This window comes from Calditrichia bacterium, from assembly GCA_020634975.1.
In the GTDB taxonomy this organism is placed as follows: domain Bacteria; phylum Calditrichota; class Calditrichia; order RBG-13-44-9; family J075; genus JACKAQ01.
In genome coordinates this window covers 516808-542020 of record JACKAQ010000002.1, presented here as the reverse complement: position 1 = coordinate 542020, position 25213 = coordinate 516808, and the positions used below count along the sequence as shown (strand labels likewise).

19 protein-coding genes, 2 tRNA genes and 1 other RNA gene are annotated in these 25213 nt (G+C 45.9%); 12 read left to right on the top strand and 10 right to left on the bottom strand.

Annotated elements, in window-relative coordinates; all coding sequences use genetic code 11:
* Positions 1–11: 11 nt before the first annotated feature.
* From H6629_16640 to H6629_16600, 9 genes are all read left to right on the top strand, one after another.
* Positions 12–2186, top strand: a complete 2175-nt coding sequence (locus tag H6629_16640) for a beta-galactosidase trimerization domain-containing protein (protein MCB9069419.1) — start codon at positions 12–14, stop codon at positions 2184–2186.
* A gap of 86 nt (positions 2187–2272) precedes the next feature.
* Positions 2273–3118 carry an MBL fold metallo-hydrolase gene (locus H6629_16635; GenBank protein ID MCB9069418.1) on the top strand — a complete coding sequence of 282 codons (846 nt, stop codon included), beginning with the start codon at positions 2273–2275 and terminating at the stop codon, positions 3116–3118.
* A gap of 76 nt (positions 3119–3194) precedes the next feature.
* The gene (locus tag H6629_16630; GenBank protein ID MCB9069417.1) at positions 3195–4415 is read left to right on the top strand and encodes a DUF4832 domain-containing protein; all 1221 of its coding nucleotides are present in this window, start codon (positions 3195–3197) and stop codon (positions 4413–4415) included.
* A 40-nt stretch (positions 4416–4455) separates the two neighbouring features.
* Positions 4456–5568, top strand: coding sequence for a DUF5009 domain-containing protein (locus tag H6629_16625; protein ID MCB9069416.1), 1113 nt, complete (start codon positions 4456–4458; stop codon positions 5566–5568).
* A 95-nt stretch (positions 5569–5663) separates the two neighbouring features.
* Positions 5664–6107 carry a VCBS repeat-containing protein gene (locus tag H6629_16620; GenBank protein MCB9069415.1) on the top strand — a complete coding sequence of 148 codons (444 nt, stop codon included), beginning with the start codon at positions 5664–5666 and terminating at the stop codon, positions 6105–6107.
* Positions 6062–6472, top strand: a complete 411-nt coding sequence (locus tag H6629_16615; GenBank protein ID MCB9069414.1) for a VCBS repeat-containing protein — start codon at positions 6062–6064, stop codon at positions 6470–6472. The genes H6629_16620 and H6629_16615 overlap by 46 nt, the downstream gene beginning before the upstream one ends.
* A 58-nt stretch (positions 6473–6530) precedes the next feature.
* Positions 6531–7370 (top strand): CRTAC1 family protein, encoded by an 840-nt coding sequence (locus H6629_16610; protein ID MCB9069413.1) that lies wholly within the window; start codon positions 6531–6533, stop codon positions 7368–7370.
* Between the two features lie 509 nt (positions 7371–7879).
* Positions 7880–8230, top strand: a complete 351-nt coding sequence (locus H6629_16605; protein MCB9069412.1) for a hypothetical protein — start codon at positions 7880–7882, stop codon at positions 8228–8230.
* A 243-nt stretch (positions 8231–8473) separates the two neighbouring features.
* Positions 8474–9757, top strand: coding sequence for a PQQ-like beta-propeller repeat protein (locus tag H6629_16600; protein MCB9069411.1), 1284 nt, complete (start codon positions 8474–8476; stop codon positions 9755–9757).
* Positions 9758–10087: 330 nt separating this feature from the next.
* On the opposite strand, the gene H6629_16595 is transcribed toward H6629_16600, so the two are convergent.
* A tRNA-Lys gene (locus tag H6629_16595) sits at positions 10088–10160 on the bottom strand.
* Positions 10161–10498: 338 nt separating this feature from the next.
* On the opposite strand from H6629_16595, the gene H6629_16590 reads away from it, so the two are divergent.
* Positions 10499–10921, top strand: coding sequence for a DUF2203 domain-containing protein (locus H6629_16590; protein ID MCB9069410.1), 423 nt, complete (start codon positions 10499–10501; stop codon positions 10919–10921).
* Positions 10922–10949: 28 nt separating this feature from the next.
* Positions 10950–11720, top strand: a complete 771-nt coding sequence (locus tag H6629_16585) for an alpha/beta fold hydrolase (GenBank protein ID MCB9069409.1) — start codon at positions 10950–10952, stop codon at positions 11718–11720.
* A gap of 9 nt (positions 11721–11729) precedes the next feature.
* Here H6629_16585 and ytxJ read toward each other — a convergent pair whose 3' ends face one another.
* The 6 genes from ytxJ to H6629_16555 form a co-directional block, all read right to left on the bottom strand.
* Entirely contained in the window at positions 11730–12152 is a 423-nt protein-coding gene (gene ytxJ / locus H6629_16580) for a bacillithiol system redox-active protein YtxJ (protein MCB9069408.1), read from the bottom strand.
* A 4-nt stretch (positions 12153–12156) separates the two neighbouring features.
* On the bottom strand, positions 12157–12750 hold the full coding sequence (gene recR / locus H6629_16575; protein MCB9069407.1) for a recombination protein RecR: 594 nt from the start codon (positions 12748–12750) through the stop codon (positions 12157–12159).
* Positions 12751–12767: 17 nt separating this feature from the next.
* Complete coding sequence (locus tag H6629_16570; protein MCB9069406.1) at positions 12768–13106, bottom strand: YbaB/EbfC family nucleoid-associated protein; 339 nt, start codon at positions 13104–13106, stop codon at positions 12768–12770.
* A gap of 8 nt (positions 13107–13114) precedes the next feature.
* On the bottom strand, positions 13115–14899 hold the full coding sequence (dnaX, locus tag H6629_16565; GenBank protein MCB9069405.1) for a DNA polymerase III subunit gamma/tau: 1785 nt from the start codon (positions 14897–14899) through the stop codon (positions 13115–13117).
* 148 nt (positions 14900–15047) lie between these two features.
* An RNA gene (ffs, locus tag H6629_16560) (signal recognition particle sRNA small type) lies at positions 15048–15147 on the bottom strand.
* Between the two features lie 43 nt (positions 15148–15190).
* Positions 15191–15266 (bottom strand) — tRNA-Ala (locus H6629_16555).
* A 950-nt stretch (positions 15267–16216) separates the two neighbouring features.
* On the opposite strand from H6629_16555, the gene H6629_16550 reads away from it, so the two are divergent.
* Positions 16217–21694: a choice-of-anchor D domain-containing protein gene (locus H6629_16550; protein ID MCB9069404.1), complete on the top strand. Its 5478-nt coding sequence runs from the start codon at positions 16217–16219 to the stop codon at positions 21692–21694.
* 75 nt (positions 21695–21769) lie between these two features.
* On the opposite strand, the gene aceK is transcribed toward H6629_16550, so the two are convergent.
* From aceK to H6629_16535, 3 genes are read right to left on the bottom strand one after another with little or no spacing between them, the layout of a single operon-like run.
* The gene (gene aceK, locus H6629_16545; GenBank protein ID MCB9069403.1) at positions 21770–23506 is read right to left on the bottom strand and encodes a bifunctional isocitrate dehydrogenase kinase/phosphatase; all 1737 of its coding nucleotides are present in this window, start codon (positions 23504–23506) and stop codon (positions 21770–21772) included.
* Positions 23507–23556: 50 nt separating this feature from the next.
* Positions 23557–24774: a 3-oxoadipyl-CoA thiolase gene (gene pcaF, locus H6629_16540; protein MCB9069402.1), complete on the bottom strand. Its 1218-nt coding sequence runs from the start codon at positions 24772–24774 to the stop codon at positions 23557–23559.
* Entirely contained in the window at positions 24771–25208 is a 438-nt protein-coding gene (locus H6629_16535) for a hotdog fold thioesterase (GenBank protein ID MCB9069401.1), read from the bottom strand. Before H6629_16535 ends, pcaF begins: the two co-directional genes overlap by 4 nt.
* Between the last annotated feature and the right edge of the window lie 5 nt (positions 25209–25213).

The window sequence follows — 25213 nt, the reverse complement described above, 5'->3', positions numbered from 1 at the left end:
TGGAGGTCTTGATGAGCACATTTAACTTCTGCAAACCGGCGATCTTATTACTGATCGCTATTTTCTCAACCCTGTTACTGGTAAACGATCCGCCCGAAAAAGAATGGGCACCGATTGCCGATTGGGGACACTGGATTCTGGGTCACCGCAACAACCCGGAATTTCTGGAAAAGAACAACATGACCGTCACGTTTGGCAGCGGTGCGCCCAATTTTGAAACCGTCACCCGTGCGCAGTTCGATAGCCTGATGGATGCAGCAAAACAGTTTAACGACAGCTATCACGACAAAGGCTACATCGTGCTGCGCTATTTGTCCACTTCGCTGAACGGCGATTCGCAGACGCCGGAATCCGATCCGCAAAAAAACGAAATTCACCTGCTGAAATTTTACAACGAACAGTGGCAAAATTTCGCGGATTATGTCGGCGAGAAACCGGCTGCCGATCCCACTACCTGGATGATGGTTCGCCCCGATAACAGCTTTCCGCATTACCGATATGCGCCGTACGGACAGAAAACCGACGAAGGTTTTGAGGCATGGGGCTGCCCGGATAACCCGGATTATGTGCGCTATATGGAAGGCAAGGTGCGTGCACAGGCAGAAACCGGCATCGACGGATCGTATGTGGACTGGACGCACATCGCCGGCGGCACCTGCTACTGCGATTACACCCGGCAGAAATTTATTCAATATTTGAAAGACAATTTACCCGCAACCGCAGGAAAAGCCAAATACGGCACAGATGATTACGACACCATCAAATTGCCGGAAAAACGCGGTGACGATTTCTGGATGGAATGGATCACCTATCGCGGTTCGGCAGTGGCGCGCTTCCACAACCGGCTGCGAACGGTCGCCAAACAATACAATCCCCATTTTATGATTTCCGGAAATGTGTTCGGCGGGTTTGGCTTTGGTCCTATCGCGTACGATGGTGCAGGAAATATGGAAATGCTCGGCAAAGTGGACGATTTCATCTATTCCGAAATGCAGGAATATCTCGATTCCGCACCGCGCCGCCGCGACGATGACACCAAAATCACCAACAGTCCGGCGCTGAAATTTTTGGCGGCAGCATCGCACGGCAAACCGACCATTGTGTACGCAACGGAAATCACGCCGCCGATATTCCCCGATCCGTCGGAGAAATGCCTCAGCGCTATGGCGCAGATGAACATCGCCGAAGCAGTTGCCAACCACGCGATTTTCCGCGAAAAGCGGGAAACACCGCCCGGCGCAACCGAAATGTATGCTTTTCTAGCTAAAAACCGGGAACATTTGGTCGGCGCAAAACCGCACAGCAATGTGGCTATTCTGGCATCGCTGCGGCAATATCTGGCGGATGAACTCAGCTTTGCATTTTCCGCATCGCGGGTGCTGACGGATCGCGGCATCAGCCACGTGATGATCGTCGAGGACGATTTGCTGGCAAACGATCTCAGCCGGTTCGATCTCATTTATCTCCCCTACCTCCCGCTGCTCAGCGAGCAAAAACAGCTCGCGTTGAAAAAATATGTGGAAAACGGCGGCAAATTGCTGGTTCTCGGCGAAACCGGGTTTAAAGATGAGCACAATCTTCCGCAAAAACGGGTGGTTCTGGCGGAGATGTTCGGCGAGAAAAACTACTCCGCAAATGCGATATCCAAAACCGTCGGCAACGGTCAAGCCACTTATTTGCCGGTGGAAATTCCGCTGTCGAAATTTTTGATTCCCATGACATCCGCCAGTGGTGAAGTGACCACATTCGGTCCCGCGATGACCGATGTATTTCCCGATATTCCCGAAGGCTACACCCGCAACCGCATCGATCCGCTGCTCCGCAGCCACCTCAATTCTGCCGCGGACAAGCTGTTGGCAATGCTCTCCGGCAACCTGACGACCGTTTCCGCAAGCTCGCCATATGTTGAAATGAGCACGATGATGCAAGCTGATAAAAACCTGCTGCTGGTGCATCTGGTGAATTACGATGTGACCATCAGTGGTGAGATCACGCCCACTAAAAACGTGACGGTCCAACTGCAACTGCCTGCGGGCAAAACCGCCAAAAGCGTGCGCTTCAGCGGAACGCTGTCCGATATGCAGCCGGTGGATTTTACGGTGATGCAAAACGGCAATCGCAGCAACATTAGTTTCACCACCGGACAAGTGAATGTGTACGGATTGGCGATTGTAGAAATGGAATAAAAACAATCGTCTGGATTAATAAAAAATATACAGGTTGGTGCACGGCAGTTCGCCAATATCAAGCAATAGTAGAATATGGAAATTTTATGATTTATCAACTTTCGATAGCAATAATGTCTTTGCTGATGTTCAACGTTTTTGCACAACGTTCAAACGATGCAAAGCCCAAATTAATTGATGAAATTAAAGCACATACATCCGGCACGGCTGTGTGGTGGACGGGGCACAACGGCTGGCTGATCAAACATGACAGCATCCTGATCGGAACTGACCTGGTACTGGAAAATGAGGACCGCGAATCTCCCGCACCCGTTTCTGCCGCAGAAATTGCACCGCTGCTGGATATCAGCTTTATCACTCACGAACACGGCGACCATTTCGGCAGAAATACATCGCGCATTTTGGCGGAGAAATCGGACTGCATGTTCGTGATGCCCACCAATTGCGTGGAGATCGCCAAAGATGAAGTGAACATTCCAGCAGAGCGCATTCAGGCGGCAACGCCTCGCCAACCTTTCACACTCAGAGATGTTCAAATCACACCAATGCGTGCGATACACGGGAATCCCAAATTTGCTGTATTTGAAGAAGCGAATCTGGAAGATTGCGGTTATTACATTACCATTGGCGATAAAACACTGCTTCAGCCCGGCGATACGGTGCTGTTGGAAGATCACCTGTTTTTAAAACATGTGGATGTCTTGTTCTTTTCGCCGACGGAACACAATATGCATATCCAACAATCGGTAATTTTGATCAACGAACTGGAACCGTACTACATTTTGCCCCAGCACCGTGACACGATGACGGAAACCGAACAGAACCGCTACTGGACACACGGCTATTCCCGGGAAGTGCGGTTAATGCTTTCCAAAACGCTCCAATCGCGGTATCACATTCTCGGAATGGGTGAGCAAATTGAAATCCAATAACCACAGCACATCACTCGTTCTCATTGGTAAAAACCGAAAAAGGAACGAAATGACAAAATTATCACCAATAATTCTTCTGGTTACCGCCTGCTGGTTTGCGGGTTGCGGAAAACAGAACACATCCGCTGATAGCGAATTCAAAACCGTGTCGCTGCAAAGCGAAATCACCGCTGTTCAGCCGATGACCGGATTGGTATTTTGGGAATCGCTCGATCACAAAGATACCGATGCCATCCAGCTCGAATTTTCATATCTGCGATACAGCGACGTTGTAAAAGTAAAAGGGCAATACGACTGGTCAATTGTCGAAGAAAAACTGGCAGGCATCGCCAGCCGTAAACATCAGGCGGTGCTGCGTTTTTGGGATACGTATCCCGGTCGCGAAAGCGGCGTGCCGGATTATATCAAAGCACTGCCGGATTACAAAAACGTGGTCGAAAAAAGCGAAAATCGCGATACCGAATTTCCAGATTGGTCGCATCCCGAATATCAGCGATTCATTCTGGAATTTTTTGAAACACTCGCCCAAAAATACGATAACGATCCCCGGCTGGCATTTCTGGAAGTCGGTTTCGGGCTGTGGTCGGAATATCACATTTACGATCCGGGCGAGAAAATGGGCGAAAATTTCCCGTCCAAAGCATTTCAATCGCAATATTTCCGGCATCTCGATACGCTTTTCCATAACACGCCGTGGATGATTTCGCAGGATGCTCATGTCGCCAACCGCACGCCATTTGCATCCGACGCCCCGCTACTCGATCTGCAATTCGGTATTTTCGACGACAGTTTTCATCTGGCCTGGGAGCCCGGCTACAATTTGGGCGGCTGGGAATTTTTCGGGTTGGAGCGCTTCAAACGCTCGCCGATGGGCGGCGAAATCCTGTTCCCGGATAAAGGGCGATCCGATTTTGTGGACGCCGGCTGGGCAGAACATACGCGTCAATTCGGAATCACGTTTATGATTACCGAACAGTGGCTGCGCTGGATCAGCATGGATCGCGTGAAGGAAAACAGCATGGCTTGTGGTTACCGCTTTCGGGTTACATCGTTTGAAACGAACGACACGCAATCGCTGGTAACGGTTGAAAATACTGGTGCAGCGCCCATTTATTACGATGCTTTTGTTGCGGTAAACGGCGTTCGTTCCACCGAATCGCTGAAATACCTTTCGCCCGGCGAGAGCCGGGAATTCACCATCAATTCCGGCGGTAAAAAACCGATGCTCAGTATCGAATGCGACCGGTTGGTGCCGGGGCAGGAAATCGGGTTTGAGGCAAATATTGTTACCCAATAATCGGTGAAAACGAACACTAATCCAACAATATGGGAATCAAATGGAAACGCCTCCGAAATCTGTCAATTTTTCAGATGAGCGATTGCTTTCGCTGGATTTATATCGCGGTTTGACCATGTTTTTGCTCATCGCGGAATACACCTTGATTTACGATCATCTGGTCAGTCCCGAATTTGCGGGAACGTGGATCGCCGCAATCGGGCAACAATTTCATCACCACCCCTGGCACGGGCTGCGGTTTTGGGATCTGGTGCAACCCTTTTTCATGTTTATCGTGGGTGTTGCAATCCCATTTTCTGTGAAAAAGCGCCGGGAACGCGGCGATCCGGAAAGTGAGATCACCCGCCACGCGCTGCAGCGCGCCTTTTTGCTGCTGTTGTTCGGATGGATGTTGTATTGCATCGCACCGGGAAAAATCACTTTCCGCTTTCAAAATGTGCTGTCGCAACTGTCATTTACTTATCTGCTCGCTTTCTTTTTGATGAACAAATCGTTTCGCGTGCAAGCAGTTATCAGCCTGTTTTTACTGGCGTTAACGGAGTTTATTTATCGCACGTTCCCGGTTGCCGGATTTAATCAGCCGTTTACGCCGGACCACAATTTTGGTGCGTATGTCGATCTGCTGATCTCCGGCGAATTGTCCGGCGGTCACTGGGTTTCCTTCAACGCAGTGCCTACCGCAGCCCACACCATTTGGGGCGTGCTCGCCGGGAAATGGCTGCTCAGCGATCGCACAGCAACCGACAAACTGAAATGGATTGGCATTTACGGCCTGATTGCCCTGATTGCCGGATATTCGCTGGATAGCGTAACACCGATCATCAAACGGATCAGCACCAGTTCGTTCGTGCTGGCAAGCGGTGGTTGGGCATTACTGGCGTTGGCATTTTTCTACTGGTTTATCGATATCAAAAAAATTTCACAGTGGACAACATTTTTGATTATCGTGGGAATGAATCCCCTTTTCATTTATTTATTTGCCGAAGCGGGCGGCGGCGACTGGCTCTATTCGATCGTGATGCCGTTTACAAACGGTCTGTTTGGCTGGTCGGGAATTGCAATTTCCAATCTGGTAACCAGCGCTGTCGTATGGGGATTACTGTGGTATATTTGCTATTGGCTTTATAAACGCAGGATTTTTTTCAAAATTTGACGTATCAGATTGACGTAATTGCGGAGGAAAGGATATGCTGTTAAAATTAAATTTTGGCATTTTTGCAATATTTGTAATGGGATATCTTCAGTTGGGTGAGTGCCAGACTACGTTCACTGAAGTCAGCAATATCGCCGGTATTCATTTCGATTACGTTGGGTTTCCACTATGGCGGCGGCATTGCAGTTGGTGATTTTAACGCCGACGGATTTGAAGATTTATACGTCACCAACGGCAAAGGAAAACCGAATGCGCTATTTCTGAACAACGGTAACGGAACCTTCAGCGATGTTGCAATTGCGGCGGGCGTTGCAGATACGCTGGAAGGAATGGGCACCGTTTGCGCTGATATTGACAACGATGGCGATCTGGATATTTTTGTTTCCAACCACAATGCGGCAAACAGACTGTATTTAAATGATGGAAATGCAGCTTTACAGACGTTGCTGCAACAGCCGGACTGGCAATACCCGGACCGAGCACCAGCGTTGCTTTGGCAGATATTGATAATGACGGCTGGCTGGATATTTATGTATTGAACCACTCGCAAGATCATGTGGAACACAGCAACACGCTTTACCGGAACAACAGGAATGGCACATTTTCCGACATCACAGAAGCCAGCGGCGCTGGTAGTAACAGCACATCGTTAGCTGTTGGTTTTTTTGATTTTAACAACGATTTATTTCCCGATATTTATGTGGTCAACGAATACCAGCGGGATGAGCTTATTGTGAACAATGGCGATGGCACATTCACAAATCTACGAGATGAAGTGGTCATTCCGTTTGGCGGCGGAATGGGTGTTGATTTTGCCGATTACGATAACGATGGCGATCTCGATGTATGCGTTTCCAATTTATACCGCGATTTTTGCTCCGCAACGACGACGGAAATACGTTGACGGACGTAACATCGGCGTCCGGCATTGAAAACCTGACCATGGGATGGGGCGTTAGTTTTTGGATTATGACAATGATGGCGACCGGGATTTGCATGTCGTAAACGGCGCGATGCTGTGGCCCAATCAATATTCGGAAAAAAATGTATTTTTCAGAAATAACGGAAATGGCTTTTTCAACGAAGTTTCTGCGCAGTTGGGGCTTGATACCGAAGGCGATAGCCGTGCAAGCGTTTGCGCAGATTTTGACAACGACGGCGCCATCGACATTGCGGTATTAAATGTGGATCGCGATGAATTTCAACTGTTTAACAATCAAACACATACGAACAATTGGATTACCATTCGGTTGGTAGGCAGCAGGAGCAATTACTGTGGCATCGGAGCAAAAGTATTTGTCAAAACCGGTGGTGACCAGCAAATGCACGAAATTCGTGCGGGCAGCAGCTATGCTTCCAACCATTCGCTGCTGGCGGCTTTCGGTTTAAAAAAAGCTGCCGTTATCGATGAAATTAACGTGCAATGGCCATCGGGCGAAATCCAAAACCTCACCGATGTGGCTATCAATCAGATTTTAACAATCACAGAACCCGGCACCCGACCGGTTAACGGAAATATTGCCACACAATTTGAGTTGCTTCAAAACTTTCCCAATCCCTTTAATCCGACAACAGAAATTCCTTTCCGGTTAATCACCGAAGGACAGCCGACGCTGCAAATATTTGATGTTAACGGAAAATTGGTTTGGCAAAAACCACGCCACACCTGCCGGCAGGCAATCATTCGATTGAATGGGATGGGCGGGACAACAACGGGAAAAATGCTTCTTCCGGCGTTTATTTTTACACACTGCAATTTCAATCCGCCGCAGGAGCAAACAGTCCGCAGATATATAAAATGATATTAATTCGATAGTTAACCCATTCACGCCGGGCTATGGATTGCCGCTCAGAATCGATTTTTGGCAGATCAATTACGATTGATTTGCTTCGGATGGAATCGGTCATTTGAAAATTTTATATTATTTTCAAATGACCCCTACCCCCAAACAATTTCCACAACCTACAAAATCCCCAAAAAAATATTGCCAAACTAACCCATTTTCGATATCTTCAAAATCAAAAAAATACGATATTTCCCAATGTGAGTAAAATTTTTATTATTATTGTCCCTTCGGACAGTAAAACAAAGAATCGCTATTTCCTCGCTATGCTTTGTTTCCGGTAATGTCTTTTGTAGGGCATTGTATCTTAAATTTTTCGGGCGATATCACGTTAAAACAATAAATACGGGAAAAGAACGGAAACAATCTGGGCGTTCCAGCATTCAAACTTATTCAACAAGTTGCCTGGTTGTATTTTATTCAGAAAACAATAAATCTATGTCGAACAAAAACACAAAGAGAGCCAAATGAAACTCAGCAGCCGGTCAAAAGTGATTATACCTATTATTACACTTTTCGTCCTTTATGCACTTTTATTTTTGTTACCGGGTAATGATATTGGTTCTTTTAGCTCAGTTCGGGCAAGCGGCGAGATTAATCAGCGCGTAAAAATTCTGGTAGATAGCGAAAAAGGATTTGAAAGAAATCAGAATGGTCTCATAAAGTCCTTTTATGCCAGGGATAAACACAATGCCTTAGCAAAGGTATCTCTGGAAGAACCGGCATCAGATGCATTAATGAACGCGCAAATTGTGGAAATATTCGGGCACATGCATGGCGATGTGCTTGTTGGTAAGAGTCTGACGATTGTGAAATAACATTTTCATCTCATTGGTTTCAACCACTTTCACAAGGTTCTCAGCTTCGGTTCTGTCCGCTTTTGTCGGTGCGAGAACAAGGGATTTCAACAAAATCTGTGTGTAAGTGCACGCTAAGAATCTCAACGCCCAATCATTTTGCTACTATTCTTGTTCATATTTTGAATAACCGCACACCGACATACTTCAGCTGAAATTGGTTGGTAAATCCCAATCAACAACTACAAACGAGAGGAATTTTTGATGGGAAAATATAGTATCGTTTTTGCCTGTCTTTGCTTCATCCCGGTGTTGGTATGGGGAGATCAGCCTCAAAGCGATTTTGAGAAAAATTGGCCGCAATGGCGCGGGCCTTACGCAAATGGTGTGTCGCCTTACGGCAATCCGCCGGTAGAATGGAGTGAAAGCAAAAATATTAAATGGAAAATCGAGATCCCGGGAAAGGGTCATGCCACCCCTATCGTCTGGGGTAATCAGATTTTTGTTTTGACAGCGATCAAAAGCGATACACAACCCAATTCGCAGGAAGAAGTTAAGTTTGAGATTTTTGCTATTAACCGTTCGGATGGCAAAATTTTATGGCAACACACTGCCCGCGAAACATTACCCCATGAAGGCACCCATACCACCGGAACCCTGGCATCTAATTCACCGGTAACGGATGGTGAACACGTGTACGCGTATTTCGGCTCGCGCGGTTTGTATTGCTATGATATGCAGGGCAATCTTAAATGGGAAAAAGATTTGGGGGACATGAGCACCCGGCGAGGTTTCGGCGAAGGCAGTTCGCCAGTGCTCCATCGTGATAAAATCATTGTCAATTGGGATCACGAAGGGCAGTCATTTATCATCGCGCTCGATAAAAAAACCGGTAAAGAACTCTGGAAAGTAAACCGCGATGAAGTGACTTCCTGGTCCACTCCCTTGATTACCGAAAGCAATGGAAAAGCCCAGGTCATTACAAGCGCAACCAACAAAATACGCAGTTATGATGTAGCTACCGGTGAAGTGCTTTGGGAGAGCAGCGGTATGACCGTAAATGTGATCCCGTCACCAGTTGCAGCAAATGACCGGGTTTATGTGATGAGTGGGTTTCGGGGCAATGCCTTGCAGGCAATAAACTTGTCTGAAGCACAAGGTAACATCGCCGACTCAGAAGCAATCATTTGGACACTGGACAAAGACACGCCCTATACGCCCTCTCCCCTTCTTTATGATGATAAGTTGTATTTTTTGAAAAGCAATGACGGCATCCTTGCCTGCTTAAATGCCATAACTGGTGAGGAATATTTTAGCCGTCAAAGGCTTAAAGGAATTGAGAGGGTATATGCATCGCCCGCTGGCGCAAATGGGAAAATTTATATTACCAGCAGGAATGGAAATACCCAAGTAATCAAGCATGGCACAACATACGAAATCCTGGCTATCAACACTCTCGACGATAGTTTTTCAGCCTCGCCGGTGATTGTTGATAATGAGCTATATTTGCGAGGTGAACAATACCTTTATTGCATTGCTGAGAAATAGCACTGTTCTCCCGGATGTTTTTAGGATGCCCCGGCAAAAATACTGAATGAGCACAAGATATTTCATTTGAATTGAACGAATCAGGTTGGCAATTTGCGAAGTTACAGATAATTCAGAAAATTTTCCGCCGCCGGTATATGGATAGAACTGGATTTTATCTGCCCCGTCACCATGTTTCAGGAATGAATATTATTTTTATGTGATTGCTATAAAGGAATTACCGTCGTCTCACCCGAGGAATGCCTAACATATGCCAAAAAAAGAGAACTTGTCTGATGTTTACCTAAACAACAAACTCTGCAACTTACAAAATTGCAGGGTTTAGAAGCGTGAGCCCGATAGGATTCGAACCTATGACCTACGGATTAAAAGTCCGCTGCTCTACCAACTGAGCTACGGGCCCGTATGTTGTTTTTTAATGCGGGCAAAATATAGGTAATTGAAACTATACTGTCAAGAAGAAAAAAAAGATAAGTTTCACAGATCAATTTTTAACGGTCGCTAGCTGAAAAATTTGCATATAATGTTAAATTTCAATAACTTCGATCAGGTACTAAGATTCGTTTTTTAAGTGTCGATTATTTTCACATTCAAATAATTTTTTGATCATTTACATCTTCAGTTGGCAGATTCCTTGCATTCCCATTGTTCATTCGCTAACTTGTCGCTCCAATAAACGGATCTTCATTGATTGGCATCGGTGCCACTACAGTTTAACACTTAACGCTGGTGAAATCTATAATGTGCGATTTATTTGAACCGAAAAGACTTTTTACTCCTGCAGAAGCCCGGCAAACGCTACCATTGGTTCGCCAGATAGTTGCCGATTTGCTTAACATCAGCCTGGATATCGATTTTATGAAAACCGTTCTGGGTGCCGATGCAAAAGATCACCCCCAAATCCTCGATCGTATTGCAACGATGCAAGAATTATTCACTGAGTTGGAATCCATTGGTTGTTTTTTCAAGGATTGGAGTTTCAAAATCGGGTTGGTGGATTTTCCGGCAATTATAGACGACAAGCTTGTCTTTCTCTGCTGGCGAAGTGATGAAAGCGATTTGGAATTCTATCACGAAATCGATGCCGGTTTCGCAGGTAGAAAACCAATTCCCCAAAAATACTTCGATCTGCCTCTCGATGTGCAAAAAATCAACAACGATTAATACGCTGCTTAAAAAACCTGTCCTTTACATGAAATTAGCATTCAGAGAGTTGGGAAAAAGCGGAAAACCTTTTGTCGTGCTGCACGGATTGTTGGGTGCATCTGATAATTGGCTGACACTCAGCAAAAAATGGTCCGAGCACAACCATATGTTTTTAATGGATTTGCGAAATCACGGCAAATCTCCCCACGACAGTTTCCACACATATGAAGCAATGGCTGAAGATCTCAACGAATTTCTGCATGACCACGAAATCAGAAAAATAAATATTCTCGGTCATTCAATGGGCGGAAAGGTTGCGATGACATTTGCAATGCTTTACCCGCACAAAATCGAAAAACTAATAGTTGTAGATATCGCCCCAAAAAAATACTCGAATCCTGAATTTGAGGATATCATTACAACATTGCTCAATATGCAGCTCTCAACAATACACTCCCTGGCTGATGCCAACAAACAGCTTGAGCCGGAAATTTCCGATATTGTGCTGCGACAATTTTTGTTAAAAAATCTGGTCAGAGATCGTCAACACAATTTCTCATGGCGGGTTAATTTGCAATCGCTTCACAACAATCGTGCAGCGCTCGCGGGTGAAATTCCATCCGGCAAATTTGATGGAAAGACAATGTTTATCGTCGGCGGAAAATCTAACTATGTTTTGAAAGACGATACAGCTGCGATCAAAGATCGTTTCCCAAATGCCAACATTCACACGGTCGAGAACGCCGGGCATTGGGTACATGCGGAACAGCCGGAGATTGTCCAACAACTCGTTTCCGATTTTTTATCCAGCAGCTAAGTTCTTTATTTACAGTGAGATGTGTTTTTCTAACGCGCCAGCCAAGTTTTTTTCATCAATTGACCAATGCGACTCCTGCCAAACCACTTTACCGTCAATAAATAAAAGTGCCTGCGGTGATTGATGTGTAATTCCGGTAAATTGGGCAATATGTTGAGATAACGCACGTTGTGGAATTACAGAAATCAACCAGAAATCGGCGTTTTCCTCGCCATTTGAAAATGTTTCATATCGTCGTTTGGCACCGGAAGATATTCCGCAAGACGTGGAGTGTTTGAGTAAAAATACCGGTCTGGATTTGCTGTCACTTAATAATTGTTCAAAATTTTCGATCGTTGCGCATTCTTTAATCATTACGTCTTCACTCCGATTCAAACTACCGCTTTGATGTTCTGAGAACCATTCCAGCCTGAGAAATTTACGAATTCCCATTGAATCAAACTTCGTTTCTGGTGAGCAGAGCTTTGCCCAACGTTAATTCATCCACAAATTCCAACGATCCGCCCAACGGGATGCCCCGGGCGAGCCGGGTGATTTTGATGCCGTGCATTTTCAGCAGCTTGGCAAGATAAATCGTCGTCGCCTCCCCTTCCGTGCTGGGATTCAGCACGATAATCAATTCATCGATACCGTCCAGCCGTTGCAGCAATTCTTTTATGCGCAAATTTTCCGGACCAATACCTTCCAACGGCGAAATTATGCCCCCCAAAACATGATACAAACCTCTGTATTCATTGGTTTTTTCCAACATCAGCAAGGTTTGGGCGTCTTCAATCACGCAAATGATATTTCTGCGGCGATTCGGATCGCTGCAAATTTCACAGACGTCGTGTTCCGTAAAATTAAAGCATTTGGAACACTGGCGAATTTCCCGCTTCATTTTTATGATGGCAGATGCCAACTCTTCGGTTTCGGATTGGGTCTGGTTTAGCACATGAAAAGCCAATCGCGTCGCAGATTTTCGCCCGATTCCCGGCAATTTCCCAAATTCGTTAACTAGGTGTTGCAGTGATTCTGGTAGCGCTTTCATTCAATTTCTCTTTAAAATTAAAATCCCGGTAGCTTAAAACCGCCCAAATTTAATCCGCCCATCATGGGTCCCATTGCTTTTTGCATCTCTTCCTGCGAACGGGCTTGGGCATTTTCGAGCGCCTGGTTTACAGCGGCGGCAACCAAATCTTCCAGCATCTCTTTGTCATCGGAGTCGATGACTTCCGGCTCGATTTCCACTTTAACAATCTGGTTTTTACAATTGGCGGTCACTTTTACCATGCCGCCGCCGGCGCTGCCTTCAACAGTGATGTTAGCTAATTGCTCTTGAATGCGCTGCATATTGGATTGCATTTCCTGCGCTTTTTTCATAATATCGCCAAAATCAGGATTCATTTTTCCTCTCAATCTGTATTTTCACAGTCAAATAATTCAATAATTTTTTTCAAGACCGGTTCCTTGTTTTTCATATTTTCGAAAACTTCCTCCGGTGATTGGGTTGTTTTCTGAATACCGGCTTCTTCAAAATCGACAGCAAGAGTTTGAATTTTCAAAGTTACACCAAAAATTTTTTTCAATTCATTTTCGATGATCGCTGCATTTTTTTGAACATGATCTTTGTGGAAACCAGTTTTTGCATCGAACGCGATATGAACGATTTGACCGTCTACCTCTTTCGCAACGCCATCTTGTAAAAAGGATGCCAAAGCAATTTTTTCTCTCCGAACGGCACCCAAAAGCGAATTCCATTTTTTGCGAATATCATCAATCGTAATCTCAACCTGAATTGAATCGCTCGGTTCAGATGCAACCGTTTGCTTTTCTGGTTGAGCTTCCGGTTTTGAAGCTGGAGGGAAATTGCCCATTATCGGCAGTTTGCCGAATTTGCCGGGTGAAGTTTTGGTCGAGTCAGGTGCACCGGATGATTGTGGTGCCGGCGGTTCAAATTTTCTGCCGGAAACCGGTGGCGCGCTGTGCGACGGAGACGGCGCAGATGGCACCGGGCGTCGCGGTGGTGGCGGTTCATCTCCGCCGGAGCCGGGGTTGCTTCCCGGTGAATTTTTCAATAAATCCAGTAATTCCTGAATATCCAGGCTTAGCGGTTTGTGCGCAAGTTTGAGCAGCAACAATTCCAACATCAACTGTGGATTTTCGCTAAATCGAAGCAATTGCGTGTGTTGAACCAAAATTTCCAGATAATGGAGCAGATCTTTCTCCGTGAAACTTTGGGCTGTTTCGAGATATTTTTCTTTGTAAAAATCTGAAACGTCCAACGAATTGCTGCTACCGGTTGCTCTGGCAACATAAATATTTCTGAAGTGAAGCTCTAATCCCTGCATCAAATTCATTGTGTCTACACCGCGTTCGAACAGCCGTGCGGCAAAGCCCAAAATGGCAGCGTCATCCTTTGTCTGCATTAAATTTGTGAATTCAAAAAACAGGTCGTCGCCCAGAACGCCCAGAGTTTCCTGAACTTGTTCTGCGGTCACCTGATCACCCGTAAATGCAGAAAGTTGATCGAGAATACTGGTTGCATCGCGCATGCCGCCATCGGCTTTCCGGGCGATCAGATGCAATGCCTCGGGATCGATGGCAATCTTTTCCTGATCCGCTATTTTTTGCAATTGCGTTACAATCGCGGATGTCGGTATTCGCCGGAAATCAAATCGTTGGCAACGGGATAAAATGGTCAACGGTACACGATGAATTTCTGTTGTTGCAAAAATAAATATCGCATGTGATGGTGGTTCTTCGAGCGTTTTTAGCAAAGCGTTGAACGCCTCTTTGCTGAGCATATGAATTTCATCAATAATATATACTTTGAATTTGGCGCTCGCCGGGGAAAAGCGGATGTTTTCACGTAAATTCCGTATTTCGTCGATGCCGCGATTGCTGGCACCATCAATTTCGATAACATCGAGATGGTTTCCTGCATTTATCGAATTGCAATTATCGCAATTATTGCAAGGATCGCCCGGTTCGCCATTTTGGCAATTTACGGCTTTGGCCAGTAGTCGGGCTGTTGTTGTTTTGCCAACACCGCGCGGACCGGCGAAAATAAAGCCGTGCCCCAGCCGGCCGTTTTCCAAAGCTTTTTTGATCGTTCTGGTAATATGTTCCTGCCCGACAACATTCTCAAAGGTCATCGGTCGCCATTTTCGGGCTAATACAATGTAATTTTCCGACATTTCTTTTCCACGTTTTTCAGATGCTAAAATTCCTGCTGTATTGACCTTTTTTTGTAATATACGATTCTAGGTGGCTTTCGTCAATTTGACAATCCAAAAACCGCATTTTTGGGAAATGAATAGTGGTAAACAGAGGTTTTTCAAACTAAAAAGCCAGGCTACCCCACGGCACATATTTGGTCCGCTTACCGTTGCTTCCTTCCGGACCTGGCGGGGTTCAGCAGCCTCCTATTGCGTGGGACCTGGCTAAATTTGACAATCTTCGGTTGACTCAATGACCGTAATCGTGATTGGTGGAGCTGAGGGGAATCGAACCCCTGGCCTCAACATTGCGAACGTTGCGCTCTCCCAACTGAGCTACAGCCCCAATTGTTTTTTGTTGCAGCATGGCAAATATAATCTGTGCCAAATACAAAGTCAATTCTAAATTCAAGTCCAAAAAATCTTCAAAAACAGACAAAAATCACATGCTTTTTAAAATTAAATTCCTTATATTCTTTAGGATTTATGATCTTCCACAACTATTGAATACGGTTACTTTTTAGATATGCATTTCTCTGGTTTGTTTTGCGTTGAATTCCAATCAAAAAATCATATAAATTTTGGGTATCCCGCTTTCGTTTTGTAGAACTGACCCCAAAACTGTAAAACACCGTCAAAATTGTTGATATGTTTTGATGAAATCCGTCCTATTCATTTATGAATATCATTGAATTAGTGGTTCAGTATAAAAAATGTAGTGCTGTAAGATTGACTGATTCTTACAAATTCCTTCAAAAACTCAGTCTTTTTTTTTCAACAATTGTCGATGATTGAACTCTATTTTACAGTTCTTTATTATTTTTTATCCAATTCATCGATCCTTAGATGTTTCCCGCTTTTAGTCTTTGACTTTAATACGACAACAAAATGACAACCTGTTTATGTCGGACAAATGTTTAAAATATTTACAATTATTAGCACCAGAGGTGTTGAATAAATTGTAAGAAATGGTTAATATTTACTATCACTCTGTAAATACCGCAAACGCGAGTATCAATAAGTTCTCTTACTGATTATATGGAGGTTTTCCTGATGCGGAGTCGCTCCCGATTTTTACCACTATCACTCTTGCTAATGCTGCTGCTTTCACATGGATTGTGGGCACAGAGAACACAGAATGGATCTGTTTCATTTAATTCGACGACTGCGGATATCAGTGTTTCGCCGGGATCTTTAAATTTTGCAGTTCCCATAAATGGCTCTGATAACAGCAGTTTACGAATTAAGAATTCCGGGACAACTCCCCTGGCATGGAATATCCAGGAAAATGAGCCGGTGTTAATTCTTAAAGATGGCACCAGGCTTCCACTTCTTCCTTATTCATTGAATATCGGTGAAATTCAACCTGTCAAAGGAGTATCTGAAAATATTGGTGGTCCGGATAACTTCGGATATACATTTATAGATAGCAACGAACCCGGCGGACCTGTTTTTTCGTGGACAGATATATCCGGAACCGGAACCCAGTTGACTGTTGGCGATGAAGGCTTCGCATTAATCAATGTTTTTTTCGATTTCACATTTTATGGTCAAATACGCAATCAAATTCAGGTTAGCGCCAACGGATTTTTGACATTTGGCTCACCCGTTCAACAAAATATCAATCCCGTAATTCCTAATTCTGCACAACCAAACGATATAATCGCACCATTTTGGGACGACCTGATCCCCGGACTGGATGGCGGAACCGTTCACGTTCTCGAAGATTTTACAAACCGACAACTGATTATCCAATACACCAATGTTCGCCGCGCAGCTGATCCGAATACGCGATTAAGTTTTCAGGTGATAATCCGTGAAAATCAGGAAATCTTATTTCAATATTTAACGATGACCGGCGTTACCAACAGCGCAACTATCGGCATCGAAAACGCAACCGGAACTGACGGGTTGCAAATCATCAACAATCAACCATATGTCACAAACAACCTCGCCGTTCTGATTTCACCCGGATGCAGTTGGTTAACAGCAACCCCAATCAGCGGCTTGATTCCGGCCGGTGATTCTATCGATGTTGCCATCAATGTTGATGCAACCGGATTAGCTGTCGGCAATTACAGTTGCGAACTGATTGTCAACAGTGATGCTCTAAATGCCCCGCAAATTTCCGTTCCGGTTCTGCTGACCGTCGGACCGCCAATTATTTCCGTTTCACCAGAATTGCTGGATTTTGGTACGCTATTGTTGGGCAACAGCGATACGCTAAGTGTAACCGTCAGCAATATCGGAAACCAAGATTTGGAAGTGAGCAATCTAGCGATCAGCGGATTAAGTTTTTCTGATTATCGGTTGGTTGATAATTCACCGTTTGTATTGCCCGGCAACGATTCCCGCGTTTTGGATATCATTTTCGAACCGCTGGGAACGGGACCTAAAATTGCCGATTTAATTATTAGTAGTAATGATGCCAACAACCCTCAAAAAACAATTTCCCTTACCGGTGTTTCTGTTGCGCCTGATATTAATGTTACACCACTGTCGCATAATTTTGGCGACATTTTGATTGGCACCAACAGCACAAAAGAATTTATCATTTCCAATACCGGCACTGCCGATTTGATTGTTGAAGACAACCAAATTATCGGGACGGCAGTTGCTGAATTTGCGATCCTTCGCGGTGCGCCATTTGTGATCCCGCGATTTGGCAGCGATACAATTACTGTGCAATTCACACCGCAAACGCCGGGCAATAAAACGGCAACGCTACGAATAACCAACTCAGATCCCGACGAAAACCCGGTTGACGTTTCACTAACAGCGACTTCAATCACGCCCGAAATTGATGTTACGCCATTGGTAATAAATTATGACGAAGTGATCATTGGCACCTTCAATACCCAGAATGTGACTGTTTCAAATATCGGAAATGCACCTTTAACTTTATCTGCAATGGAAATAAGCGGTGCAGACTCTGCCGATTTCAGCATTCTCAATGGCGGATCGCAAGTGCTTCCGCCGCAAAGCAGTGTCGCGCTTCAGATAAGATTTATGCCGCAACTTCCCGGTAACAAAACCGCAACCTTGCGGATTTCCAGCGATGATTTGGACGAACCAACAACCGACGTTGCATTGACCGGAACGGCCCGCGGCATCCCGGATATTCGGGTGGTTCCGTTGACGGTCAATTTCGGCGAAGTACCGCTAACCGAAGCTGTCGAAGGTGCATTTCTGGTACTGAACGAAGGATCGGATACGCTGGTTGCCAACTCGCAGCTGATCGGTAATACCGTAGATTTTTCAGTCGTCGGTGGTGGTGGAAATTTCAATGTAGCAATGGGCGATACGCATACAATCGTGGTGCGCTTTTCACCCGTTCAACTGGGGCAACTATTCACTATTCTGCGAGTTAACAGCAACGATCCAGACGAAAACCCAACCGATGTAACGATTTTTGGAACGGGCGTTGTTGCCAATATTTTGGTATCGCCGCTATCTGTTTCATTTGGAGATGTAGCAATTGACACAGCTGCCTTTTCAAATGTATCCGTCAGTAATACCGGAACTACGCCGTTGACGGTTACAAACACAGATTTGAGCGGTGCCGATTTCGCATCATTTTCATTACCGAATTTAGTTGCGCCATTTGTCGTAAATCCAAATGAAACAATACAATTAACCGTTCGTTTTGCGCCCCGGATAACCGGCGCAAAATCAGCATCACTAACAATCAAATCGACCGCATTCAATTCCGATTCCGTAACCGTATCCCTTTCCGGAAACGGCGTTGGGGAACCGGATATTGCAGCTGTGCCAACTCAACTAGACTTCGGAAATGTGGATTTGGGACAATCTTCAGTTCTGAATTCTGTCATTAGTAATGTTGGATTGGTCGATCTGAATATTAGCTCGGTAGTTGTTTCAGGAGCAAATTTTACCGAATTTTCGATAATCTCATCGGTGTCGCAGGTTCTCGCACCGGGCGAATCGGATACGCTCAAGATTGCCTTTACACCGGGATCTGCCGGCTCGAAAACAGCTTCAATTGTAATCGCCAGCAATGACCCGGATGAAAACCCGTTGAATATCCCTCTTTCCGGTAACGCCGTTACTCCCGGAATTGTGGTCAATCCTCAATCGCTCGAGTTCGGTAACCGCTTTGTTAATCAACAACTTACGCGAACAGTTACAGTTTTGAATTCCGGAAGCAGCAATCTGAATGTAAGCACCAGTGAAATTTCCGGAACTGATCCAGGCAGCTTTGCTATCAGCGACGGCGGTGCACCTTTCAGTCTTGCGCCGGGAGATTCACAAATTATTTCTGTTACATTTTTGCCCGTAACTGCTGGTGAAAAATCCGCTTCACTGAACTTAACTACCAATGTGCCGGGAATGGAAAATGTCAGCATCGCGTTGAGCGGAAAAGGAGTTGCGCCGGATATCTCTGTAGCGCCGGATTCCCTCGATTTCGGATCGATATTTGTCAACACAACATCCATTAAAAATGTGCTGGTAACCAACACTGGTGATACAACACTAAGTATTGTAAATATTCGAATTACGGGATTGAACTATGGCTCTTTCGATACGCCGAATATTACTGCAGCGTTTGACATAGAGCCGGGTGAAACCGATACAATTATGGTGCGTTTCAAACCGGCTGTTGCGATAGAGCATCTCGCAAATCTCGAAATTACCAGCAACGATCCCGATGAAGAAATCGTAAATGTGCCCTTACGCGGTATCGCATTGCCAACACCCATCCCCAATATCGTTGTGAGCAGCGATTCATTAGGTTTTGGTACCGTAGTGTTGGGCAATTCAACCAGTTTATCGTTGATCATTTCAAATGACGGAACCGCTCCGTTAGAAGTCAGTGCGCTCGATTTGAGTGGCAGTACGCCCGAGGCATTTGCAACGAACGCAACTCCGCCAATTACAATAAATCCCGGCGATAGCCAGTCTGTCGAAATTGTTTTCACTCCGCAATCTGAGGGTCAAAAAGCAGCGCTGCTCTCCATTCTCAACAATGATCCCGATATGCCGGAAGTGCAGGTTATTTTAACTGGAACCGGTGTCGCGACGCCGACCATTCGCATCTCCAGCAATTTGCTCAACTTTGCAGATGTGGCACCGAGTGACAGCGCCGACCAATCCGTAACGGTTTATAACGACGGCACTGCCACACTTGACATTGTTAATATTGAAGTTACAACTGATTCCGCCGGTGCAGAATTTAAGCTGCTGAGTGCGCCATCAGGCACCATTCTGCCGGGTGATTCCCTCATTTTGGACGTTCGATTTACCGGAATATCCGCCGGAATCAAAACCGGAAGCCTGAATATTTTCAGCAACGATCCGCAAATGGGCAGCACGACAGTCGCACTTACCGGACGTGTCATCGTTCCGGATATAGCGGCAATTCCACCGTCGATCGCTATTGTTGACGTGCCCATAAATACAACAGTTTCGGCAATCCTGAAAATTGTTAATGACGCCACAGCAACTGCGGAATTAAACGTCAGTGCCAGCACCGTTGTTGGCGATACCATGGAATTCAAAATTACCAGCGGAGCCGCACCGTTTACGCTACAACCGGGCGACACTCAAATGGTCACCGTTGCATACACTGCAATCACAACAGATACGTCATATGCACAGCTCCATTTTACCAGCAACGACCCCGATGAAAACCCGTTTGTGGTACCGCTAAAAGGCAACGGAATCATCCCATTTGCACACGATTTTATTTTCCTGGCGAATGATCGTATGTCGTACGAAAGTGCGCTTCGTGTCGAAGGGAACTCTTTTTCCAACAATGTCATCAATATTCACGATGGCATCAGCGGTGTTCAAAACGGCAATTTGACAGCAGTAAACGATGTCGAATTACGCCATAACAACACGCTAAACGGTAACATCACTTACGGAAAAGAGGTTTTGGTAGAAGGCACATTGAATGGTTCGATTTTCAAAGATAACGATTTGCAACCTATTGAATTACCAATACTTAGCTTCTCTGCTGGTGGCGCTAATATTACCGTCTCTGAATTCGATACGCTGAACCTTGAACCCGGTTCTTACGAAAATGCGGATATTTTTGGTCTATTGGTACTCAAACCCGGGAAGTATTATTTCAAAAGAATTGATTTCCAAAAAGATTCACGGTTGTTGGTTGATGCAACGGATGGTTTAGTTGAGATGAATGTGGTTGATTTTACGCTTTTCCGGCGCGGATTCAACATGGATATTTTGCCGGATGGCGAAGCCAGTTCCTCCAGATTTATGCTGAACTCGATGCAAACCGCCGATCTGGAAATCAGCCGCAACACGCGCTTTCTTGGGTCGATTGTTGCACCAAACAGCCAGGTTAAACTCGAACGGGAAGTTATATTTAAAGGTATAATTTGCGCGGAGCGCGTCAAAGTGAAGCAGTTTGTATTTGCAGTGCATCATTTTTCGACGACACCGCTGCCGGCAGATTCTGTGGCACTGGCGCGTCAACTGGCAAGTCATCTTGAATCAATTGTGCCGGAAGTTTTTGCGTTAGAGCAAAATTATCCAAACCCGTTTAACCCAAACACAACCATTGAATTTGGCATCGCCGAAAAAGCAACCGATGTCAGCATCAAAATTTACGATATCACGGGACGTTTGGTACACACGCTGGTTGATGAACGGATGATCCCCGGACGTTACACAATTACGTGGGATGGATTGACACAAAACGGCGTTCGTGCAGCATCTGGAATTTATATTTATCGCATGATTGCCGGACAATTTGTCGAAAGCCGAAAAATGTTGTTGTTAAAATAAACGCTTTTGCAAAAGCCTATAAACAAAAAACCCGGTACAGTTGCACCGGGTTTTTTGTTTTATATGTGTAAAGTGTTACTTTTGTCGCAACCGACTGCTTTCGTGATAAGGTAAAATGAGAATCGCCTCCCCTTTTTGGATTCTTTCCTGCATTTCTTTCCAATATTCTGCACTCAGCAAATCGCTGTGCTTCGCCATGAAATCCTGTTCCAACTGACCGCTCAATCCCATAAAGTGCCGGAATTCCTCCGGAAAAACATCATTTTCCCCAATTGAAAACCACGGTTGAGAAGCCATTGAATCTTCGTAATTGCGTGCTTTAGGCACATTCCGAAAGTTGCAGGTGGTCAACAGACACAGCTCATCGTAATCGTAAAAAATGACCCGCCCGTGACGGGTCACACCAAAATTTTTCAGCATCATATCACCGGGAAAAATATTGGTTGCCGCCATATCCTTAATCGAATTTCCATAATCGATGACAGCATTCAGCGCAGCTTCGTCGGTGGCTTCTTCCACATAAATATCCAGCGGAATCATCCGCCGCTCAACATAGCAATGCTTTACAATCACATTGTCGCCCTCGATTTCAACGGTGTTTCCCGCAACGGCCAACAATTCATCCAAAAGCGATTCTTTGAAACGGCTGCGTTCGAACTGGAGATATTCGAACTCCTGCGCATCCACTAGCCGTCCGGCGCGATCGTGTTTGAAAACGAGGTGATATTTCTGCAAAACGGTCTGTCGCGTGCCGGTTTTCGGATACTCGAACCGGTCTTTGATCAATTTGAAAACGAGATCGTATCCCGGTAAATTGAAAACGATCATCACCATTCCACGTTTGCCACGGGCAATCTCAAACTGATCGTTCGACGAGGCGATGTAATGCAACAAATCGCGATACATTTCGGTTTTGCCGTGTTTGTTGTTGCCGATCGAGATGTAAAGTTCTGCCGCTCTTTTCCGGGGCATCACTGATTTCAAAAAATATACGAGATCGTACGACCGCTCAACTTCCACAAAAAAGTAGGATCGCGTAAAGCTGAACAGCACACTCACATCATTTTCATCGAGCAAAACGGCATCCAGAACAATGCCGGCCGGAGTATTTAAAAATGCAAAAACCAACGGAAAAACATGCGAACCGCTGAACGCCCGCCCGACAACGTAGGCACCCTGCCCCCGAAAAAAAATGGAGCGAACCATCTCCGCGCGATCAATCACTTTCAGCGCGTTGATGCTGCGCAGATGCGATTCGATTCGCGCCGAAGCAAGCTGGATATCTTCTTCCATATTTTTGTATGCTGCGTCAAAACGATAATCTTCAATGATATTGCGAATGAGATGCGCCGTTCGTTGCGGGCCGTGATAGATGCGATACACCGGTTTTTTACCCGGATATTGCGGCGGATCGAAGTCGCTGTCCACAAATTCCACATTGGGATCGACGCCAACGGTAGTGAAAATTCTCCGGGTGACAGAATTGAAATATGTTTCCGCAAGCTCCCATTCAATTTGATCGGCGATCAGCCCGGAATATACCGCTTTCATGCTTACCCACACCAGCTTGTCGTAAATCCGGTCTTCCAGCAAACCGCGAATTTCGTTTACAACCTGATCCACGTTTTTTTTGTAAATGGAAAGCCGCTCGGTTGCATCCTGCTGAAACGCCAGCCATTCCCGTTTTTCGAAACGGGATTTGGCGCGTTTGGTGATCGCCCGGAATTCGTTCGAGCTTTTTTCAAAACTGTCAAAAATTGCACGGGCACTTAAATTGGCTACCCGGCTGTCCGTTAAACGAGGTTGCTGCATGCGATAGTTCCGGCGTTAATCATCTGTTTCTATTGTAATTAGGAAAATACTCAAACACGTTCGATCAGCGTTGCCATGCCTTGCCCGACACCAATGCACATGGTGCACAGCGCAAATCGCTCCTGCCGTTGTTGCAACTCGATGGCAGCAGTCAGGAGTAAACGGGCACCGCTCATGCCCAACGGGTGTCCCAACGCAATTGCACCGCCGTTGGGGTTCACACGCGAATCATCATCTTTTAATCCGAGTTCGCGCAGGCAGGCAAGGCTTTGCGAGGCGAACGCCTCGTTCAGCTCGATAACTGCGATATCATCCAACGAAATGCCGGTTTTCCGGAGCAATTTACGGGTGGCGTAAACCGGTCCCATTCCCATAATTCGCGGAGCCAGACCGACAACAGCAGATTCGACAATTCGCGCCATTGGCGTTAAACGCTGGCTCTGCACCGCATTTTCCGACGCGATGAGCAGCGCACATGCGCCATCGTTGATGCCAGATGAATTCCCGGCTGTCACGGAGCCGTTGCCGTCGGTGCGAAAAGCCGGGCGCAACCGTGCCAAAGCATCGATGGTGCTATCGTAACGGATAAATTCATCGGTATCAAAAATGAGCGGATCTGCTTTTTTGCGGGGGATTTTTACCGGCATAATTTCTTTCGCCAATCGCCCGTTGCGGCTTGCTGCGGCTGCTTTTTTTTGGGAATTCAGCGCGAACAAATCCTGATCATCGCGACTGATTTTATATTCTGTGGCAACGTTTTCGGCAGTATTGCCCATGCCTTCCGTTCCAAACAGCTCGTCAAATTTGCGATTGATAAAACGCCAGCCGATGCTGGTATCATAAAATTGTGCATTTCTGCCGAACGGCTGATCGGTTTTGCCGAGAACATACGGCGCGCGGGTCATGTGCTCAACACCGCCGGAAATGTATATTTCTCCGGCACCGCAGCGGATTGCGTGTGCCGCATGCACCGCCGCGCTCATGCCCGATGCACACAACCGGTTAACGGTTTCGCCGGGAACGGTGAGCGGCAATCCGGCTAGCAGTAGCGCCATCCGAGCCACATTGCGGTTATCTTCGCCCGCCTGATTGGCACAGCCGAAAATCACATCGTCGATCAATTCCGGATCGATTTGCGGATTTCGTTTTACGAGCTCTGCGATTGTCAGTGCGGCAAGGTCATCCGCACGGACTGTTGACAGCGAGCCGCCAAATTTTCCGATGGGCGTGCGAATACCATCGATAATATATGCATTTGTGGGATTCATTTATTTTCCTGTAACGTAATTTCTTTGTGTGTTCGATAAACCGTTCCTTTAAAAATGCCCACCAGTTCACCGCTGGTTTTGGCAACTTTCACCTGATAAATGGCGATTTTATCGGTCAAACTTTGCTCTTCAGCTGTCGCGATAATTTCATTTCCGGGCATCACCGGCGCCGGATAACTCATGCTGGCGTTGATGAGCAAACTGACGCTGCCGTGCGAATTGGCGGCAAAAGCCAATGCGCTGTCCGCGAACGCATACGTCACACCACCGTGGCAGGTGCCGAAACCGTTGCACATTTCCTCGCGAACTTTCATTTTCAGTTTCACCGAACCGGTTTCGATGGACAGCACCTCAATTCCCAGCCATTGGCTATAACGGTCTTTCGAGAGCATTTGCTGAACTACGGTTGCTGCATCCGGCTTTTGATGTTTCATAAGCG

What these genes read in the sequence shown, in the direction of transcription:
- ytxJ (MCB9069408.1), bottom strand. Translation starts at nt 12,152, where the DNA reads ATGGGAATTCGTAAATTTCTCAGGCTGGAATGGTTCTCAGAACATCAA.
- H6629_16625 (MCB9069416.1), top strand. Translation starts at nt 4,456, where the DNA reads ATGGAAACGCCTCCGAAATCTGTCAATTTTTCAGATGAGCGATTGCTT.
- dnaX (MCB9069405.1), bottom strand. Translation starts at nt 14,899, where the DNA reads ATGTCGGAAAATTACATTGTATTAGCCCGAAAATGGCGACCGATGACC.
- pcaF (MCB9069402.1), bottom strand. Translation starts at nt 24,774, where the DNA reads ATGAATCCCACAAATGCATATATTATCGATGGTATTCGCACGCCCATC.
- H6629_16605 (MCB9069412.1), top strand. Translation starts at nt 7,880, where the DNA reads ATGAAACTCAGCAGCCGGTCAAAAGTGATTATACCTATTATTACACTT.
- H6629_16590 (MCB9069410.1), top strand. Translation starts at nt 10,499, where the DNA reads ATGTGCGATTTATTTGAACCGAAAAGACTTTTTACTCCTGCAGAAGCC.
- H6629_16535 (MCB9069401.1), bottom strand. Translation starts at nt 25,208, where the DNA reads ATGAAACATCAAAAGCCGGATGCAGCAACCGTAGTTCAGCAAATGCTC.
- aceK (MCB9069403.1), bottom strand. Translation starts at nt 23,506, where the DNA reads ATGCAGCAACCTCGTTTAACGGACAGCCGGGTAGCCAATTTAAGTGCC.
- H6629_16585 (MCB9069409.1), top strand. Translation starts at nt 10,950, where the DNA reads ATGAAATTAGCATTCAGAGAGTTGGGAAAAAGCGGAAAACCTTTTGTC.
- H6629_16635 (MCB9069418.1), top strand. Translation starts at nt 2,273, where the DNA reads ATGATTTATCAACTTTCGATAGCAATAATGTCTTTGCTGATGTTCAAC.
- H6629_16640 (MCB9069419.1), top strand. Translation starts at nt 12, where the DNA reads ATGAGCACATTTAACTTCTGCAAACCGGCGATCTTATTACTGATCGCT.
- H6629_16570 (MCB9069406.1), bottom strand. Translation starts at nt 13,106, where the DNA reads ATGAATCCTGATTTTGGCGATATTATGAAAAAAGCGCAGGAAATGCAA.
- recR (MCB9069407.1), bottom strand. Translation starts at nt 12,750, where the DNA reads ATGAAAGCGCTACCAGAATCACTGCAACACCTAGTTAACGAATTTGGG.
- H6629_16600 (MCB9069411.1), top strand. Translation starts at nt 8,474, where the DNA reads ATGGGAAAATATAGTATCGTTTTTGCCTGTCTTTGCTTCATCCCGGTG.